Source organism: Streptococcus sp. FSL R7-0212, assembly GCF_038007985.1.
GTDB classification, from domain to species: Bacteria; Bacillota; Bacilli; order Lactobacillales; family Streptococcaceae; genus Streptococcus; species Streptococcus parauberis.
In genome coordinates this window covers 274,448-292,117 of record NZ_JBBOYF010000001.1, presented here as the reverse complement: position 1 = coordinate 292,117, position 17,670 = coordinate 274,448, and the positions used below count along the sequence as shown (strand labels likewise).

General features: G+C 36.2%; 18 protein-coding genes and 2 pseudogenes. 2 read left to right on the top strand and 18 right to left on the bottom strand.

Annotated features, from left to right (window positions below; translation table 11 throughout):
* Positions 1-242: 242 nt before the first annotated feature.
* The 7 genes and pseudogenes from MKY69_RS01620 to MKY69_RS01590 all read right to left on the bottom strand — a co-directional run.
* Positions 243-338, bottom strand: a pseudogene (locus tag MKY69_RS01620) (2-oxo acid dehydrogenase subunit E2); the annotation flags it as partial.
* A gap of 37 nt (positions 339-375) precedes the next feature.
* Positions 376-888, bottom strand: coding sequence for a heme-binding protein (locus MKY69_RS01615; RefSeq protein ID WP_062806725.1), 513 nt, complete (start codon positions 886-888; stop codon positions 376-378).
* Positions 889-1,178: 290 nt separating this feature from the next.
* On the bottom strand, positions 1,179-1,424 hold the full coding sequence (locus MKY69_RS01610; protein ID WP_004235185.1) for a VOC family protein: 246 nt from the start codon (positions 1,422-1,424) through the stop codon (positions 1,179-1,181).
* Between the two features lie 200 nt (positions 1,425-1,624).
* Entirely contained in the window at positions 1,625-2,278 is a 654-nt protein-coding gene (locus MKY69_RS01605; RefSeq protein ID WP_004235187.1) for a Crp/Fnr family transcriptional regulator, read from the bottom strand.
* 27 nt (positions 2,279-2,305) lie between these two features.
* The gene (locus MKY69_RS01600) at positions 2,306-2,584 is read right to left on the bottom strand and encodes a hypothetical protein (protein ID WP_004235189.1); all 279 of its coding nucleotides are present in this window, start codon (positions 2,582-2,584) and stop codon (positions 2,306-2,308) included.
* A 14-nt stretch (positions 2,585-2,598) separates the two neighbouring features.
* On the bottom strand, positions 2,599-2,826 hold the full coding sequence (locus tag MKY69_RS01595) for a heavy-metal-associated domain-containing protein (RefSeq protein ID WP_004235191.1): 228 nt from the start codon (positions 2,824-2,826) through the stop codon (positions 2,599-2,601).
* Positions 2,827-2,905: 79 nt separating this feature from the next.
* Positions 2,906-4,753, bottom strand: coding sequence for a heavy metal translocating P-type ATPase (locus tag MKY69_RS01590; RefSeq protein ID WP_062806727.1), 1,848 nt, complete (start codon positions 4,751-4,753; stop codon positions 2,906-2,908).
* 463 nt (positions 4,754-5,216) lie between these two features.
* On the opposite strand from MKY69_RS01590, the gene MKY69_RS01585 reads away from it, so the two are divergent.
* Positions 5,217-6,176, top strand: a complete 960-nt coding sequence (locus tag MKY69_RS01585) for an IS30-like element IS1062 family transposase (protein ID WP_002360751.1) — start codon at positions 5,217-5,219, stop codon at positions 6,174-6,176.
* 188 nt (positions 6,177-6,364) lie between these two features.
* Here MKY69_RS01585 and MKY69_RS01580 read toward each other — a convergent pair whose 3' ends face one another.
* The 3 genes from MKY69_RS01580 to MKY69_RS01570 all read right to left on the bottom strand — a co-directional run bounded on the left by MKY69_RS01580 (position 6,365) and on the right by MKY69_RS01570 (position 7,812).
* Positions 6,365-6,613, bottom strand: coding sequence for a hypothetical protein (locus tag MKY69_RS01580; protein WP_231070391.1), 249 nt, complete (start codon positions 6,611-6,613; stop codon positions 6,365-6,367).
* 189 nt (positions 6,614-6,802) lie between these two features.
* Positions 6,803-7,522, bottom strand: coding sequence for a hypothetical protein (locus MKY69_RS01575; RefSeq protein WP_062806729.1), 720 nt, complete (start codon positions 7,520-7,522; stop codon positions 6,803-6,805).
* A 44-nt stretch (positions 7,523-7,566) separates the two neighbouring features.
* Positions 7,567-7,812 (bottom strand): hypothetical protein, encoded by a 246-nt coding sequence (locus MKY69_RS01570; protein ID WP_340790846.1) that lies wholly within the window; start codon positions 7,810-7,812, stop codon positions 7,567-7,569.
* A gap of 60 nt (positions 7,813-7,872) precedes the next feature.
* Between MKY69_RS01570 and MKY69_RS01565 the strand changes: the two genes are divergently transcribed.
* Positions 7,873-8,871: an IS5 family transposase gene (locus MKY69_RS01565; RefSeq protein ID WP_340790845.1), complete on the top strand. Its 999-nt coding sequence runs from the start codon at positions 7,873-7,875 to the stop codon at positions 8,869-8,871.
* A gap of 109 nt (positions 8,872-8,980) precedes the next feature.
* Here MKY69_RS01565 and MKY69_RS01560 read toward each other — a convergent pair whose 3' ends face one another.
* The 8 genes and pseudogenes from MKY69_RS01560 to rlmB all read right to left on the bottom strand — a co-directional run bounded on the left by MKY69_RS01560 (position 8,981) and on the right by rlmB (position 17,640).
* Positions 8,981-9,319, bottom strand: coding sequence for a hypothetical protein (locus MKY69_RS01560; protein WP_340790844.1), 339 nt, complete (start codon positions 9,317-9,319; stop codon positions 8,981-8,983).
* Between the two features lie 547 nt (positions 9,320-9,866).
* Positions 9,867-13,035, bottom strand: a pseudogene (locus MKY69_RS01555) (Eco57I restriction-modification methylase domain-containing protein); the annotation flags it as partial.
* Positions 13,036-13,645: 610 nt separating this feature from the next.
* Entirely contained in the window at positions 13,646-14,038 is a 393-nt protein-coding gene (rpsI, locus tag MKY69_RS01550; RefSeq protein WP_003104965.1) for a 30S ribosomal protein S9, read from the bottom strand.
* Between the two features lie 20 nt (positions 14,039-14,058).
* The gene (gene rplM, locus MKY69_RS01545) at positions 14,059-14,505 is read right to left on the bottom strand and encodes a 50S ribosomal protein L13 (RefSeq protein WP_003104162.1); all 447 of its coding nucleotides are present in this window, start codon (positions 14,503-14,505) and stop codon (positions 14,059-14,061) included.
* Positions 14,506-14,708: 203 nt separating this feature from the next.
* Complete coding sequence (locus MKY69_RS01540) at positions 14,709-15,569, bottom strand: DegV family protein (RefSeq protein ID WP_004235216.1); 861 nt, start codon at positions 15,567-15,569, stop codon at positions 14,709-14,711.
* A 141-nt stretch (positions 15,570-15,710) separates the two neighbouring features.
* Complete coding sequence (locus tag MKY69_RS01535; RefSeq protein ID WP_311981432.1) at positions 15,711-16,007, bottom strand: hypothetical protein; 297 nt, start codon at positions 16,005-16,007, stop codon at positions 15,711-15,713.
* 361 nt (positions 16,008-16,368) lie between these two features.
* The gene (locus tag MKY69_RS01530; RefSeq protein ID WP_004235237.1) at positions 16,369-16,881 is read right to left on the bottom strand and encodes an NYN domain-containing protein; all 513 of its coding nucleotides are present in this window, start codon (positions 16,879-16,881) and stop codon (positions 16,369-16,371) included.
* A gap of 9 nt (positions 16,882-16,890) precedes the next feature.
* Complete coding sequence (gene rlmB, locus MKY69_RS01525) at positions 16,891-17,640, bottom strand: 23S rRNA (guanosine(2251)-2'-O)-methyltransferase RlmB (RefSeq protein WP_003104840.1); 750 nt, start codon at positions 17,638-17,640, stop codon at positions 16,891-16,893.
* Positions 17,641-17,670 lie beyond the last annotated feature (30 nt).

Here is a 17,670-nt window from a genome sequence, read left to right as displayed (position 1 = left end):
TCACTGCTAGTTAATGCAGTGATTTTTATAGAAAAGATTATTAATTTTTATGTTCTCTAGACTTAATGGAAAACAACTCCCCGTTAACTACCAATGTTTGACCAGCACCTGTAACAATAGAAACTTCATTCATAAAAAATTTCCTCGATTCATTGTTTAACTTTAATAACTACTTTTATTTATTTGCCCAATATTCTAAACTAAATCTCATTGTCATTATTACAAGCAGCCATTCATATTGATTAAAATAACAGTTGGAAAGGATCTTCTAAGTAGTCAATAATGGTTGCCAAGAATTCCGCTGCTGGAGCACCGTCAACCACTTGATGATCAAAGGTTTTTTGCACAAAAAAAAGCATCCTTGGATGCTTTATCTTAAATAATCAATCCCTCATATTCCGGTAAATCCACTCCCAAATATTTGGACAGAGCCACCATTAAGAGCCGGTGGTCATTGCCATGATGCAAACCGGAAATCCCTAAAATAGCCACCATTTCCCCAGCCACTCTAATAGGAAAGGCCCCAGCCACAGGCAAAGTAGACTCTAAATCTAGAAGTTGCGGATTGTCAGCCAACAAAGCTAGCGAATAGAGACTAGAAAAACCTGTCGCGCGTACAGCTGCCATCTTACGCTGAGCAAAACCAATGTTGCGCTCCCCACCAGAGTTGCCAATGTATTGGAAAATCGCCGCCCCATCAGACAAACGTTCCATCCGAATAGCCGGTTCCTCACCAAAGGCCACCGCTTCTTCCACCAAAAGTGCCCCCAAAGCCAGAGCCGCCTGACTATCAAAAACCTGAAAAACCAAACGCTGCTCAATCGCCGCCAAAATTGCCTTATCTTCCTCGGAGAATTGCTGCGCCAATACCATTAAATCTTGAGACATTCTTATTTACCCCCTTGAATTCTGCCAGAGCCTTCATCAGGCAGAATCTATTTTAGACGTCAAAACCAACTAGCAGTTGCCAACAAGCTGAATGGATTTTTCCGTATACTGCATCACTTCAAAATAGTTACCATCCGGATCATGAAGACACATCTGGTAGGTCTCAGACGGACCCTTAGAAATATCGTGAACCGGCCCGCCAAAAGCTGATCGCGCGTCTTGAAAATATCATCCACCGAAAGGGCAAAATGAGAATAGACCTTATGCTGGTCCCACTGAGTGTGCTCTTTCTAAGTCGCATGGGTCGTAAAAAGCTCAATAAACTGCCCCGGATCAGCCTCAAGGTAAATATTAAAAATTCTGTCAGGCTCCTCACGCGCAATCTTCTGTAAAGCCGGCCGATCATCCCGATCCAAATAAATCGAATAGTTAACCTCAGACTTCTTTGTCATACCCAGTTTGTTAACGTAAAAATCCAACATCTGATCCAGCTGATCCGTGTAGAAAGCAATATGCATCAAAGACTTAAATTCCATGCTAAAACCTCACTTCTTCTTATTTAACTAGCTCAATTTTACCACAGCCCAAGACCAAAAAGACCCCTCAACCCCAAAGCGGTCAAAAGGTCACAAATTGATGGAAAAATGTGGGGGAAAGATGGACAAAAAGTTCGGGGGAACAGAAAAAATATTACAGCAATCGGCTCATTTACAAATTGAGTCCGATTCTATTTCACTCACATATCTTGCAATCCATCTGGATCAAGAACGGTTACGCTTTTCCCTGACCTGCTGATATAGCCTTGACTCTCAAATAAAGAAAATTTTCGCGAAAGTGTCTCCGGAGTGGTGCCCAAAAATTGGGAAATATCTTTCATTTTCATAGGCAGAGTCACTTGATTTGTTTCTGTTACTTTGGCTAAATCGAGCAAGTAGCTTGCTAGACGTTCTTCAACCCGTTCCATTGATAAAAGTTGTGATTGCTTTTCCAGTTGAACCATTTTTTGGGCACTCAATTCAAAGAGTTTAATGGCAATTTGGGGATTTTTGAGCATGACTTGATTAAAAGCCTGCTTGCTAATGGTGCAGATTTCCGTTCCCTCTAAAGCTTCCGCAAACAGTGTTTCATTTTCAATGCCGAAAAGCTGATTCTCACCTTCATAACCACCAGGTTCAACGACACGTAAGAGTTGCTCTTTCCCATTAGCTGATAACTGATAGACCTTGATGGAACCACGCGCGACTATATCCAATTGTTCATCACCTGGTTGGAAAATGGTCTCATTTTTTTGATAGTGTTTATGGCTAGCTAGTTTGTTAATTTCGGCTTGCTCTTCCACCGATAAATGGTTGAATAAGGGAACAAGTGTCACACACATATGTTGATCCATGGCAATCCTCTTTTCTAATTCTATAAGCTACTTTTGTGATAGTATATCAAATTTTTCTAAGACTTGATAGGTTTTAGTAAGCGTTGGGCAGGCATCATTTGGAATGGTATAGTTATTTGTTAGCAGACGGATTTCCCCAAATTCAGGTGCTAAATCAAGTTGGTTTTGCTGCATCTTTGCTTGAATAGCTTTATAACTACGACGGACCTCAAAAACCTCGGGATGATTATTCCCATGGGCCTTGGTAATGGCATTGGTGTATAAATCAAGCATCTCATCATTTTTTTCAAAAAATTCTTTTAACATAAGCATCCTCCATACTATCTTTCTGAAACATTTAAGACAGTGTAACCAATAGCCTCCACTGCTTTTGCAATCTCAGCACTACTTGTCAAATTGTCATCAAAACTTAGCTTGGCTTTACTAGCATTAAAGAGGACTTTGACAGTCTTCTTATCAACACCAGCAACCGATTTAATGGCTGCTTCAATTTTTTGCATACAGCTTGGGCAGGCCAAAGTTTCAAGTTGTAAAATTGTCTTTTTCATTTTTCTAAATTCCTCTCTTAATGATAGCTCTAGTATAGAACTATGCCATTTAAATAAAATTGATAAGGGTCAAGTTTTTTTATTTTTTATAGGTTAATAGCCTCATTGCATTTAAAATAACTACCAGAATGCTACCCTCATGAACAAACATACCAATCGCCATATTCATCCAAGAACTGGTGAGAACACTGACCAAAAGTGTCACTACTACGAATAAAGCGATGGCAATATTTTCAATCATGTTGTATCGCGTAGCTCGGGCAAGAGCAATGGCATGCGGAATCTTATGGAAATCAGAATGCATCAAGACCACATTAGAGGTTTCAATAGCGACATCGGTTCCACCACCCATTGCGATACCAATATCAGCTAGGGCTAAAGAGGGACTATCATTAATACCGTCACCAACAAAGGCAACCATTTCACCCTTTGCTTGACGTTGCTTCACAAATTCCGCCTTTTCTTCCGGAAGCAATTGTCCGTAAGCTTCCGTTAAAGCTAATTCTTTGGCAACTAAATCAACTGTCCCTTGATTATCACCAGATAAGAGGATTAGGTTCTTAACTCCCATTTTTTTCAGTATTTTTAAATCTTCTTTAACCCCTTTACGAACCTGATCCCTAATACCAAGCACAAGTACTAATTGCCCATTGACCGCCGTTAAAACCAAGGAATTACCTTGGACTTCCAATTTTTCGATATCGCTTTTCATCTGCTGATTGAGCTGAATTTTGTATTGCTCCATCAAATAGCGATTGCCAACAAGGACCTGATTTTGTCCAATCTGGGCAGCAATACCACCACCAGTTACCACCTCTGTTGAATCAACGACGTCAACAAAGGGAGTTTCATAATAATTGGTAATGGCCTTAGCCAAAGGATGATCAGATTCTTTCTCAACACTCACCAACAAGCGTTCCACATAGTTCCTGTTATGACTATAGTGAATGACTTGGGACACCTGAGGGTTCCCATAAGTTAGAGTTCCTGTCTTATCAAAGAGAATAGTATCAACTTTACTAAAGTGATTAATGACATCACTTCCTTTGAACAAAATGCCATTTTTAGCACCATTACCAATACCTGAAACATTGGAAACAGGTACTCCGATAACAAGGGCACCGGGACAGCCTAGGACAAGAATAGTGACTGCCAATTGCATATTCTGGGTCCAAAGCCAAACAAAAATGGCAAGGACAAGAACAGCAGGCGTATAGTATTTCGAAAAGCGATCAATAAACCGTTCCGCTTTGGACTTGGAATCTTGGGCCTCTTCAACCAACTCGATAATTTTCCCAAAAGTCGTCTCATCACCAATTTTCTCCGTCCGAAGCTGCAAAGTCCCATTTTCGAGAATAGTCCCAGCAAAAACACTGGACCCAATTGTTTTAGCAACCAGAATGGATTCTCCCGTAATACTAGCCTCATTCACATTACCAGAACCAAACGTAATCACACCATCAACCGGTATTTTACCTCCGGTTTTGACCAAAAGAAGATCACCCTCAACAATCTCATCCACACCAACTTCCTGGAAATCACCATTTTCGGTCTGCCGAAAGCTAGTCTCAGGCACCAAGTTGACCAAATTCTTAATGGCCGAACGCGTCTTGGCCAAGGTCCGCTGCTCCAAAAAAGCCCCGAACAAGAAGAGAAAAGCTACAATCGCCGACTCCTCAAACTCCTGAATAACAAAAGCCCCAAGAATCGCAAGTGTCACCAGCAAATCAATACTAACCACCCCAACCCTCAGAGCCTGAAAAGCCTGAACAAGAATCGGAAAACCTCCAACCAAGGACGCCAATAAAAGCAAGAAAGCCGACAACCCCTCATTCCCAAACAACCACTCCTGAGCAAAAGCCCCCACAATAAGAACTCCAGTCACAGCAGTCAACCAATTCCGATACGACGATAACCATTTTTGCATCACAACTACCTCCTAACTGACTCCAGTATATCCAAGCCCAGCCCCCAAAAAATTGATTTCCATCAAGAAAAGAAAAATCAAAAAAAAAGAGCTAAAATTAGCTCTTGGGAGGATTTTCTCATCAAGGAATGTAATGACGGTTGAAAAGAAATGATAATTAAGTTGTTGACAATTTTAAAACAAAAATTTTCATTTCTTATTTTTATATCATGCGGAAGAAAAATCAAATTGACAATTCATATTCCATTTAATATGCTTAAATCAAAAAAGGAGAATTCTGATGAAATTAATTTACAGAACACAACAATATGATGGTTATGGAAAACACAATTATTATTGGAATGAGTACAGACAAGACAGAAATGAAATTCGCCGATTGTAAAATTAAGCTAGACAAATAAAAAAGTCATTTGTGCTACACTCAAGATAGTTCCCGCAAAAGAATTATAAGGAGTGAAGACAAATGACCTATACCCATCTTACATCAAATGAACTTGCAATGATAGAGGCGTATTATAATAATCATCAATCTGTAGCCAAAACCGCAGTACTACTGAATAGATCTAGACAAACGATTCATAAAGTTTACCAATTTTTCAAAACAGGGCACAATGCTCTAGATTATTTCAATCAATACAAGAAGAATAAAACTCGCTGTGGCAGACGTCCTATTGTCTTATCAGATGAACAAACAGAATATATTCAAAAGAGGGTTGTTCAAGGTTGGACACCTGATGTGATTGTTGGCCGTGCAGAGTTTTCTATTTCTTGTTCTATGCGTACACTTTATCGTATGTTTAAACAAGGCGTATTTGAAGTGACTCACCTACCTATGAAAGGAAAACGTAAAGCCAACGGACACAAAGAAACTCGGGGAAAACAATCTTTTCGTCGATCACTTCGTGACAGAGGAAATGATTATTCTAAATTCAATCAAGAATTTGGCCACCTTGAAGGGGATACTATTGTGGGTAAAAAGCACAAAAGTGCTGTTATTACCCTCGTTGAGCGATTATCTAAAGTAATCATCACTCTTCAGCCAGAAGGCAGACGAGCTATAGATATTGAAAATCGTTTGAACCAATGGATGCAATCTGTACCTAAGCATCTATTCAAATCAATGACTTTTGATTGTGGAAAGGAATTTTCAAATTGGAAATCAATCAGTAATATAAATGATATTGATATCTATTTTGCAGATCCTGGTACACCATCACAAAGAGGGTTAAATGAAAACTCTAATGGTTTATTACGTAAAGATGGTTTACCAAAGCAAATGGATTTCAACGAAGTTGATGAATCTTTTATCCAATCTATTGCATCGAAAAGAAATAATATCCCTCGAAAATCATTAAACTATAAAACACCAATAGAAGTATTCTTGAGTCACATATGCAAAGAGGAATTGTCTAACTTAATTTGACAATTAATAATTATTAAATTTAAATGTAACAAGCAAAAATTTTTTGATGGTAGAGAAAATAATTGGGAAGAGAGTGAAAAAAAGGTCCAAAGTTGGAACATAGATGATCCAAATATACCTGAATGGTTAAAAAATTACATTTAAATACTAAAAAGGTATTCATTTGTTGAATACCTTTTTAATATTAATTATAAATCGTCAGATTTTTCAATGAAATCAATAACTTTTAATTTCATCCCTTTTGTAATTGGCATCTTTTTCACTTTATTTTTCATCTCGCTTTTTGAAATAGTTTTCAGCTGTTCTTTTATCACCATAATTGTAACTTTCTCAAATCCAATCTCAGTAATTTTATCTGATAATAGTGCAATAGTTCCTAGCATCACAATTCCACCAGCCATTCCAAACGGACCCAGAGCCGCTAAGGCACTAGTCATTGCTGCTCCACCAGCTAAACCAGTCGCACTTCATTGCTGTAAGTAATACAATACCTGGCACTCCTAATGCTGCTAATTTCTTAATAATTTCATCCATTTCTTTACTGCTTTCTATAAAGTTATTAAATAACAATATTTGGAAATTTAATTCATTTCAAAATTATTTCAATTCTAAACTTATTTGAGATTTTATGTGTTACTTTCATTTCTCAAATCTTCTACTACTTCAACAATTTGATTAAAATTATCATCAGTTTGTTCACTTATCAGATCGTAATAGTCATCAATTTTTTCTTCTAAACTATTGATTCTTTCTTCAAAATCCTCAGATATTTTTTTCATCTCAAATTCGTAGAAGAATATGTTTATTGCTTCTTTTATACTGTCTACTCTTTTTAATTCAAAATAAGTAATTAATTGAGAAATGACATCACTTTTTAATAACTGCTCAGGTATATAATCAATCTTACTTAATTCTAATTCAATTTCTTCAATTTTTTGATCTAATATTTTAATTTCCGTATTCAATTGGTCTAATATTGCTAATCTTTCTTGCCTTGCCTGTTCCTCAATTTCCATGCGTTGGCTATTAAAAACATTATAATATTGCTTAATAACTTGTTCTTTGTTCTGGTTATAATCAATAATATCTTTTTCATTTTTTTCTGAATACTTTTTTATTAGCTTTTTGGGATTTATTTTTTTTAATGGTTTTGGCGCTTCCCCAAGATTCTCACGGATGTATTTATTTAAATACTCTTCATCAAATTTTTTCAATTCATTTAATTTTTCACTGTTTATCTCCTCAATTTTAGAGTTGATATTTTTTATCTTCAGAACATCATCTTCGTATTCTTTTACTACCCTTAACAGTGATGCTAATTCATCTACTATTTTCTCGTCACTCATTTGTATATCCTTTATCATTCGAAATTTTCTACATTATCATCTGATTATTTTGCTTTTTTTAGCTTAGCCACTTTTATATATTCATCTAACTGTATAATATTATCTTTAATATCAATAAATTCATCGTTATCAATTTTCTTAATGACTCTTTCTAAATTATTCAGTAAGTCAGAGTCAATCCCATGTTTAATAATTTTTTTATTCTCAATATACTCTCTAATTGCTATTTTTAAATCTAGTAAAGTAGAAGGATGAACATTATTTGATTCAGATTCTAATATTAAGGGCACCTCTAAAAACGTATGAAAAGAGGTATAATAGATTAAAAATAAGCTAACGAGGTATTGAAGATGAATTTATTTGGAGATAGCGACTATCTTGAAAAATTAAGTTTAAAAGGAGACCCTCTTGAGCGGCTAGAAAAAGTGGTTGATTTCGAGTGTTTTCGCCCAACTCTTAACCGGATTTTTAAGTATGATTTAAAAAACAAATCTCATGGTGGTAGACCGCCCTATGACCTTGTTTTAATGTTGAAAATTTTAATTTTACAACGCTTATACAATCTATCTGATGATGCAATGGAATATCAAATGATTGACCGGATTTCGTTTAGAAGATTCCTTAAGATTGATGACAAGATACCAGACGCAAAGACTATCTGGAACTTTAGAAATCAGCTATCAAAATCTAATAGAGGAAACTGGCTTTTTTCTGCCTTTCAAGAAAAACTTGAATCACAAGGGATGATCGCTCATAAAGGACAGATTGTTGATGCAACATTCATAGAGGCGCCTAAACAACGTAATCCAAAAGACGAAAATGAATTGATTAAAGCAAATAGGGTACCAGTGAATTGGACGAAGAACAAAAGAGCACAGAAGGATACAGCTGCTCGCTGGACAATTAAAGGTAATGAGAGACACTATGGCTACAAAAATCATATTGCTATAGATACCAAATCAAAATTCGTAAAGAATTATCAAACAACGCCTGCAAATGTGCATGATTCTCAAGTAATAGGCGTTCTTGTTGATCCCGATGAGATCACCTTAGCAGACTCAGCTTATCAAAATCAAGCAACACCTAAAGGTGCTGAACTTTTTACCTGTCTTAAAAACACACGTTCTAAATCTCTTAAGGTAGACGATAAAATGTTTAATAAAATCATTTCGAAAATACGTGTCCGTATTGAACATGTATTTGGCTTTGTTGAAAATTCAATGCATGGTTCTAGTTTACGTTCTATTGGATTCGATCGAGCTGTTTTAAATACTGACCTTACAAATCTGACTTATAACTTATTGAGGTACGAACAAGTTAAACGTTTAAATCTCAAAACATGGCGGTAATCTGTCTAAAATAAGAATAAACAGTCAAGTGGCGTCTGTAACATAAAGAAAAACACAGTAGACTATGCTTAGTTTTCTGTGTTTTTTTCTAATTTCATTTAGAGGTGAATTAATTGGTAGTTATTAGAGGTGCCCTTAATAGAGTTAAACAAGTTACTAAATTATTTGTCTTTTTCTCATATTCTGTTTGACGTCTATTTCTATTATTTACAATTATTAATCCAAAACTTGAAATTGTTGCTATAGCCATAGAAGCCCCCAAAACTAGATTTGTAACTTCTGATGAATTATTACTATCAATTGGAACAAATTTTCCCCACTCAACTACACCGGTATGACCAGATCCCTTATTCCAAACTACATTTCCCCCTTCAATTCTTGCAAGTCCATCATCAATAAGTTTACTTGCTTCTTCAGTAATTTTTAAAACCCCTTGAATAGCTTCCATATTTTACCTCAATCATTTATTAATTCTATCTATTCATATAGTATCGAATAGATTAACACTATTGTTTCAATTATACCATTTATTAAGCGCTTCCAAATTGTTTTCTAACCTTTTAAACTTATATTTTTTTGACTATACGAAGAAAAAAAAGACTCAGTTTTTTCCAATTTACTGAGTCATTTTTATTTAATAATGCTTGGTTGAAAATCTAATAAAAGAGATAATAGCTAATAGATTCTTTAGCCTCTTACGATGGTTAGTATTTCTTCATAACTAACTTATCAAAAGAAATTAGTAACTTTTATTTCTCGAAGGTAGTTCGCTCGAAGCGGTGTATTCCCTTCACTACTACTCTTACTCGCCACTAATCTCCATATAGCCACATATTTACTTTCTTTATTATTTAGTGCATATTTCTAGACAGTTTCAAAATGGTTATTTGTAATTTTTTCTACTCATAATACTGTGTAAATTTATTTAACTTAACTCTTTTTTTCTTTTGTTTTATTATACTATTTGTAGAAATTAATCCTTAAATTCTGATATTTTACTCCATAACCTTCACTTTACTCTCAATAAATTCAATCTCATCATCCGAAAGTCTATATTTCCGGTAAAATTGCGCGTCTAACTCAGCAATTGATTGTGTCCAATCAATATCCGAGTTAGACGTAAAATCTTGAATAGGAACTTTTGCCCATTTGTCTTTAGTAGTAGCCTGAGTAATCTTTAAAACCCCCAACATAGTTCGAGCAAATTTTGTTTTCATGTACTTGAGACATGCTTCTGCTTCTTCTTTAGAATCAAATCCACCTATCGATAAAAAAGTTTCTGTGGCCCCGATTAGAGGGGTGGAAATTACTTCTCCAATCGCTCCGCTTCCGTTAGCCTGTGGAAAGAATACCTTATATCTATAAAAACTTTCTGGCGGATTGAGATAATCCTTATTAATCCATTTATAAGTACGGTTTAGATTTTCCAATCCAAGAATTTGCACATCATTTTCAGATTGTTGTTCATCAAAATAGAGGATCTCTGACAATATTTTAAAAGCACCTGAACCCACATCAAACTTATGCCCTTTAGACTGAATATTTTCTATTTCTGGATAATCAGCAAGTGCTTTATCAGATAACTTATAAACTCCACGCCCGCTGATAATACAATCCAAAGTAGCTTTCGTCATAGGAATCACCTTATGAAGAATACTATTAAGACTTTCAAACGCTGTGAATGTCTCAATTGCTCCAAATTTTTCATTAGCGTCTCTATAAGTTACCACAACACCACCTTTTATATCAGTATTTGGAAAAATTTTTGCAGAATTTTGCTCAAAGTAAATAACCTTTAAGTGCTCATCTTCTAACATTTTTTTATTCCAAGCTTTTGGTGTACTACCAGCATTAAACAAAAAGCGAGCAGGGGTAATTAAAACTGTTTTATCAGCAAGTTCATATGACAAATCCATAAACCTATGATAAATCGGTGGAGCAAAGGTTGAATTTTCACCAATTGTTTCCTCCTGATACGGGGGATTTCCAATCACTACATCAAATTTCACGTTACTAAATGCCTCCTCCACTTGAGTTTTTCCTTTTTCTAGGTCTGTTTTTAGTATATCGGTCAGATTTTCGATATAAATCACATTAGTTTTGTATTTCCGATAGCCTATCAATGTGCGTTCGGTAATTGTTTTAGCCATAGGGGTTTTTGCAATGGCGTAAATATTATTTGCCAAAATCTCTTTATAAACTTGGTCAGCTTCAAAATGATTATCATCATTTTGTGCAACTCTTTGATAATACAGACTGATGGCACTATGAAGTGGATAAAGTCCAGTCTTCGAATTGATTTCTAAGATTTTCGTCTCTTTTTGATAGATTGAAGGTGTTACCTCATTTTCCACCCAATGAAGATTTGACGTAGCACCGTCTGTCACAGACTCAAAGTTATCATCATAAAAGTTCAATCCACCGACAGATTTCGTGACCTGAAGATTCACAACACGCCACGGTGTCAGTACTGTTTCTTTGTCAGGATTTTTAAAGATACTAAACAGCGCAGCAATGTTTTCTGCCCGTTCAATAAAATCCATATCATCAAAAGATTTTGCTCTTTGACGAATGATACGTCCTGCTTCAATAAATACTTCTGAATCATAATATTTTGTGATGTCACTAAACATCCCCTTGGTAAACCCTTTTGGCATAAACTCTTTCCAAGACTCATCATCCACTTGTTGGATAAATTCTTGAATTGTGATATCTTTTGATAAATCAACTGCCATCCCGTAAATCATCATTGGAATACGGATAGAAACTCCACGTAATATAGAAATCATGCTTTTACGTTGTTTTTTGGCTTCTTTTTGTTTTTCTATAGCTTCAAGCTCTTCTGGTGTCCGTTTGTCCTTAGGTTTTTTCTTTGCTTTTTCGGCTTGTTCATACTCTTCATCGGTAAAGCCATTATCATTAACGACAACTTTTTTAGGTGCTTTTTGGTTTTGTGACTTTTCAACAATAGTATTAAGTTTGCTAAACATAGTCGCATCTTCAGCGGTCAATGTAAGAAGATTATCATTATAGACTGTCATCTTCAAATCCAGAGCGAACAGCTTTTTCTGCATATACTTTTTTGAGTTGTGTAAGCATTCTGTCTACATCAAAAGTTTTCATACCATTATCTGTAGAGCCTAATATTGGCATAAAATTGAGAAGCCGTGCCATAGCTTGTTTTTGCTCTTGAGTATTCTTCTTACCTACTCCTGAATTGATTTGGGCACTTTCGGCCATAACAGTCAATGCTCTATCTGGAGCAAAGTCAAAAACATAGCAGTTTGTTTTCATTCCTAATTTTTCGTGTGAAAATGGAGTTTGAGCACGAAAAGCAGCTTGGAGATAATTCATTGCACTATTTGTATTGGAAAGAAATAAAACTGCAGTCCACTCGGGAATATTGACACCTGTCGTTAATTTACGAACTGTCAAAGTAATTGTTTTTGTTTGTGATGGGTCTTTTGTTATGGCTGTTCTTACTTTTTCAATATCAGCCTCATTAGTGATACCGTCATCTGAACTTGAACCTTTTACAACATTAACAATCTTATAATCCATACCAAAAACTGGGTGTTCTTTAAGTAAATCTTCAAATGCATTTGCTTCCTTGATACCCGGCATGAGCCAGAGCGTATGACGTAATTCATCTCTATAAGATTTCGTTGAAAAGGGATAGTTAGTACTACTATTAGGATTAGTAATATTATCTAAAAATTGTCGAACGTCATGTTTATGAACAAGTTTTCCATCTTCACCTACACGGAAGAATTCCCTAAAGTTGAACGATTTACTTTCATCTGTAAAACGATTTTTGTTTTTCATTTCAAAAGTATACATGGATACTTTTGGTAACGTTTCATAAGGGTTAGGTTCATTAGGACGTTCAAGTTCCCATTTTTTCTTCGAAGTTTGTTCCATAACGTAATCCCAAGTGTAAACTTGTTCATCGTCAAATTGATCTAAAAGATTGAATGGTGTCCCTGATAATTCTAATATCTTAGTCTTGGTTTTTACAAGCTCTTTCATCACAGTATCACTGAGTTCAGTTTGAGTTCCTTCATGAGCTTCATCAATAATTATTAAATCCCAATCAATATCAGAAAATTCCTTAAGATTTGTTTGTCCATTATTGTATCGTAGCAGTTGTATCGAGGCAAAGTATTTTCAATTTTTTTATAGTATTTATTATTACTTTAAATATTTTTTACAACACACGTCTTAACGATTGCAATAATAATTATAATATGTTGAAATTTAATTATAAATAAGTTATAAAGTGCTTATATCAGAAATAATTAAGACCGTGGTTGCAATCTATTAAAAAAATAACCGTAGACCTTGCCAAATATAATTATATAATTTTGAGTATTATAAAAATCAAGCATTATTTTCCCGAGTGAGAGGATGATATTTCCCATCACAAGTATTATCATCAATATTTCAAATCTAGACAAATCTTTGTTGTTACTTTCTATTAGGATTTTTTAGATTATGCTCATAGGCATCACTTCCCTTTCCAGATTGCAACTACTGTCTTATTTTCTTATTTATCATTAAGTATAATTAGCTATTGCAAAACTCTAACACCCAAAAATGATTTTTTTCATTTTTGGGTGTTTTTTACTTTAGTTTAGAATCTTTCTTTTGGAAACACAACATCACAAGCATCATTTTAGGCAATTTTTAGGGCAAATTCTCAAAAATTGTATCAAAAAAAGCACCCATAGGGCAAACCTTTGAGTGCTTTGAAATATTGATATACCAGTGTATATTAACGTTTTGAGAATTGTGATGCTTTACGGGCTTTTTTAAGACCTGGTTTTTTACGTTCAACCATACGTGCGTCACGTGTAAGAAGTCCAGCGCGTTTCAATGAATCGCGGAAGTCTGGGTCTACTTGTAGCAATGCGCGAGCGATACCATGACGGATAGCTCCTGATTGTCCACCGTATCCACCACCTACAACGTTAACCATAACGTCGTATGAACCTTCTGTAGAAGTTACTGCGAAAGGTTGGTTGATAACAAGACGTAAGTCTGCGTGTGGGATGTATTCTTCAACATCTTTTTTGTTAACAGTGATTTTACCAGTACCTGGAACCAAACGTACGCGTGCAACAGCGTTTTTACGACGGCCAGTACCTAAATATTGTGCTTGTGCCATTATTTAATGCTCCTTTCCTCTTAGATAAGTCCTGAAATGTCAAGTACTTCTGGTTGTTGTGCAGCATGTGTATGCTCAGCTCCAACGAATACTTTCAATTTCATGCCTTGCGCGCGTCCAAGAGTGTTATGTGGAAGCATGCCTTTAACAGATTTTTCAATCAAACGTACAGCATTTTTAGAACGTAGTTCACCTGCTGAGATTTGTTTCAAACCACCTGGGTACATTGAGTGAGTGTAGTAGATTTTATCAGTTGCTTTTTTACCAGTTAATTTGATTTTTTCAGCATTGATAACAATTACAAAATCACCTGTATCAGTGTGAGGTGTGAATGTTGGTTTGTTTTTTCCGCGAAGTACGCTAGCAACTACTGCAGAAAGACGTCCAAGTGGCACATCAGTTGCGTCAACAACGTACCATTTGCGTTCAACTTGGCCAGTTTTAGCCATAAAAGTTGTTTTGTTCATGATTTCTCCTATACGAATTCGTAATATTTGTTTACAGTTGTGGTGGGTGTTCCGTCCCACGCAAAGGTATTTGGAAGGTTCCGGGGCCTCTCAAATGGGGTAAACAATACCGTCTTATATCATACCAAAAAAACACCCCTCAAGTCAAGTGCTTTCTACTTGATTTAAGGAATATTTTTTCAATTTATCTGTAAGCTTTTTCATTAGCGTTCATACTGTCCAATGCTAAAAATTGCAAGTGTGTCTGGACCAACGTGTGCCCCAATAACTGGGCCAATTGGGATCAAAATAATTTCTGACACTTGTGATTCAGCTTCAATAGTAGCCTTCAACTTCTCAGCTTGCTCACTGCCACCCGTGTAGGAGATAACCAATGGCTCCTCAGCTACATCTGCCAAGGCCAAGGCCAGCAATTCCCGAATAGCCTTTTTGCGACCGCGAACCTTGGAAATTGGTACCAAGGTACCTTCACTTGCAATGGTTAGAATCGGTTTAATTGAGGCGATGCTTCCGAGAATGGCAGAGCTTTTAGAGAGGCGTCCGCCTCGCATGAGGTGATAAAGATCATCGACTAAGAAATAGGAGGTGATGCGTGGGGCTAAGCCTTCAATTAACGTTTTGGTTTCTTGCAGATTCTTACCACTCTTACGGGCTTGGTCTGCCTTGAGGACCAAGAGAGCTTCACCGCCAGCGGCAGCCAGGGTGTCAATGATTTCAATCACCGCCTCTGGATGCTCTTCCAAAACTATCTCACGCGCCATCACAGCACTTTGGTAGGTTCCTGATAAGACAGATGAAAAAGCTAGATAGAGGACTGGTTCCTTAAGCTCTGCTCTTTCCTTAAAGTAAACCTCAAAAGTACCGACATTGATTTGACTGGTTTTGGGTTTAGCCCCTTTTTTCATTTGTTCAAGCAGTAGGTTAGAGTCTAGGGCTTGGTCGCCGACGGTTTGATAGGATTGATCATTGAGCTCAACTGTAAGTCCTAGGATATCAATGTTATTAGCCTGCGACCATTCCTGGCTTAAGTCACAGGTTGAGTCTGTTAATATAGTGAAGGTCATGTTTTCCCCTTAAAAATTAATTTGATAGTCAAAGTATTATTGAAATATTTTACCAAAAATGAAATTGAATAGCAAGGTCAGAATTTTTGACAAAAAAGTTAGGAAATTCCTATCTTTTTTCGAGTTACGACAACTTGCCCTTTATTTAGGCGATACTCTTTCATAAAAAAACTGACGTAAGTTTACATCGTTAAGCATAGAATTGACAGTGTAGATTGACTTATCCGGTCTTAGTAAAACAATTGAGATAATATCCGTGACTCGAGGATTTTCCAGCAAATAAATCTCTTGGTCCAACTTGTAAAAGCGTATCGTCAGCAAGCTTCTGGCCTCATCAAATCCTTCTTTCTTGACAATTTCCTTAGCTGTAATAATAAAAATAAACGTTACAAATAGAGCTAAAACAAGAAAACCAAAAATGCCATAAAGAGTATTCAAAAATATTTCTACTTTCTATTTTAATAAGAATAGTCTATTTCTATGAGTAAATATACTCAAGATATTACATAAGATTATCTAATTTTTGTTGAGATAGGATTAGATTCTATGCTACTTTTCTATTTGGTAAAAGCGGCTGAAAAACTTTAAAAAATCAGCCACTCCCGGCATATTTTTGACCAGAGGCAAAAATATTAAAAATGAAATCTCATAGAATCAAAAGGTCCAGTGGACCTTTTGATCTGCTCTCCTTGAAACTAAAAAAAGAGCATACTATAGCCGGACCACCAAGAATCTAGAAAAAAAGTAAAAACAAATAGTTGCCTTTACTCTATTCTCAGATATCTCTGTCTTCTTTTCTTTATAAATCCTCTAACAATTGTTGCAACTTGTCCATTTGCTTAGGGTCCCATGGGCCAAGTTTTGGTTTTTTGAGATCTATGGTTTGGGACATTTTGTCTAGGTCTGATTTGACCGTATTGACACGGCGTTCTAGTTCTCTGGCAGGTACTCTGAGGGCACCTTGGGAAAAGATGGTCCATTGTTCATTGAGGTCACTGGTGGCCACTTCAACTAAGTTTCTAACCGTGTTCAGTTCAGCTGCTGTCCGTTCAATATAGCTATCAGCTGTCTCATCTTCCTCAGTGAAAACAACCGAGATCATGTATTGGTCATAACGTTGTCGCACACCCGGCACAAATTGGGCATCAAAAACACAGACAATCTCAATTTTCTCAAAATGGGCATAGTTGTTCAATTTATTTAATAAAATAGTCCGTGCTTGGTCCAACTGATTGGTTTTGAAGAGTTGTTTTGTCTCCTGCCAAAAAGCAATCATATTATAGCCGTCGACCAACATGATTTTCCGTTTCATAGGCAAATCCTACAACTTATTTCTGTAGACTTCATACATGAGGACGGCAGCAGCGACACCAGCGTTCAGACTCTGAACATGACCATCCATTGGGATAGTAATCATTTCATCGACTTGTTTCTTGATGTTGTGCGAAACGCCTTTACCTTCACTACCAATAATCAAGGCTAATTTGCCTGAAGTATTCCATTTAGGTGATGGTGTGCCGTCCATGTCTGTTCCAAAAATCCAATAGCCTTTTTCTTTCAGCTTATCCAAGGTTTGGCTCAAATTGGTTACTCGAGCAATTGGCATGTGCTGAATAGCACCTGTTGAAGTCTTGGCAACAACTGGTGTTACACCAACAGCACGATGCTTAGGAATGATTACACCAGCAACTTTTGTAGCATCAGCAGTCCGCAAAATCGAACCAAAATTGTGAGGGTCTGTAATCCCATCCAAAATCAGAATCAGTGGATTATCCTCTGCGTCAGCTTTGCTGATAATTTCGTCTAATTCTGCGTAAGCATATTCCGCAACACGCAAAACAAAGCCCTGATGAACAGCGCCGTCGGTCATTTCAGACAAGCTTTTCTTTGGTGTCCAAGAGATTGACACTTTTTTCTCAGTTGCTAAGGCCTTAATCTTATCAACATTTTTGCCGCGCAAATCATCTTGGATGTAGAGTTTGTTCCCTGTGTTAGCTGTTAAACTTTCAACTACGGCATGGACGCCATAGACCATATCGTTGTTTTCTTCTATTAATTGGTTATCTTTCATAATTCTTATTATAGCATGAAAGCTGTCACT